Origin of the sequence: Photorhabdus africana (assembly GCF_035181445.1) — a bacterium.
In the GTDB taxonomy this organism is placed as follows: domain Bacteria; phylum Pseudomonadota; class Gammaproteobacteria; order Enterobacterales; family Enterobacteriaceae; genus Photorhabdus; species Photorhabdus laumondii.
In genome coordinates, this window is the sequence record NZ_JAXBVE010000130.1 from 1 (window position 1) to 875 (window position 875).

An 875-nucleotide genomic window follows, 5' to 3' on the forward strand; every position below is an offset into this window, starting at 1 on the left:
CTGTCAGTAACTGACCGTAGAACTGATCCCGCGGTTCGGTCAGCTGTTGCTGGTATTGCTCCGCGGCGTGGAGGGCGGCTTCCAGTCCGTGTTGCTGAAAACAGTGCCAGATGGCGTCCTGTTCCGGCGTGGTGCCGTTGTTGACGGTGGCGGTCGCCGGGGGACGCAGCCAGTTCAGGGTGGCGTCGGAGATAAACGGGCTCCGGTCGGAGAAAGACAGACTCTTTAAGACAGGCAGACGGTCAAGAAAGGCCCGGAGTTCATCGCGGATAGCGTCAGCCACGGCGGGGTAACCCAGTTTGCCGGCGGCCTGTGCCGCGATAGCGTGCCCGTCCAGCCAGTAAGGGGCCAGGGTCAGACTCTGTTCTATCTGTTGCAGCAGGGCGTTATCCGCCGCCGGGAGTTTCGCCAGATAATCGGCGGTGCGGTCTGCCGACGTCGGTGCCAGCGGGGTTTTGCCGGTGCCATTCGCCATCGGTGCCGTGGTCAGTGCGTGCCAGATCGCATAACGACGCAGACGGTAGCCGACAGGGGAATCAGGCTGGCGTTCGCACAGCAGGTCAGCCACGGTCAGGAGCGTCTGTTTCCAGGCTTTTTCACCGGCACTGTCTACGGTGACATCTGGTATGGCGGTGGGTGTCAGTGCTGACGTGTTTGCCGAGGGTGCCGTCGTTTCGGCCGGTTCAGCTGGTGCCGGTTTTGGCGCAGGTTTACGGGCGTAGCGGGGGCGTAGCTGGTCGATCTCTTTAGCCAGTGCCGGTTCGTCGGTATGCCAGCATTGTGCCAGATGCGCCAGTGCGCCCTGCGCCTCTTCGCGCTGAGTTTCATCCGCCTGTTCGCAGAAGCCGGGTTGCGCAGCGTCAAACCGTTTAATC

1 protein-coding gene is annotated in these 875 nt (G+C 62.4%); it reads right to left on the minus strand.

Translation table 11 applies throughout. The annotated features are described in order from the left end of the window. Window positions 1-875: type VI secretion system protein TssA (gene tssA, locus SLS51_RS23035; RefSeq protein ID WP_323840813.1), on the minus strand; the 875-nt coding region annotated here is incomplete at both ends.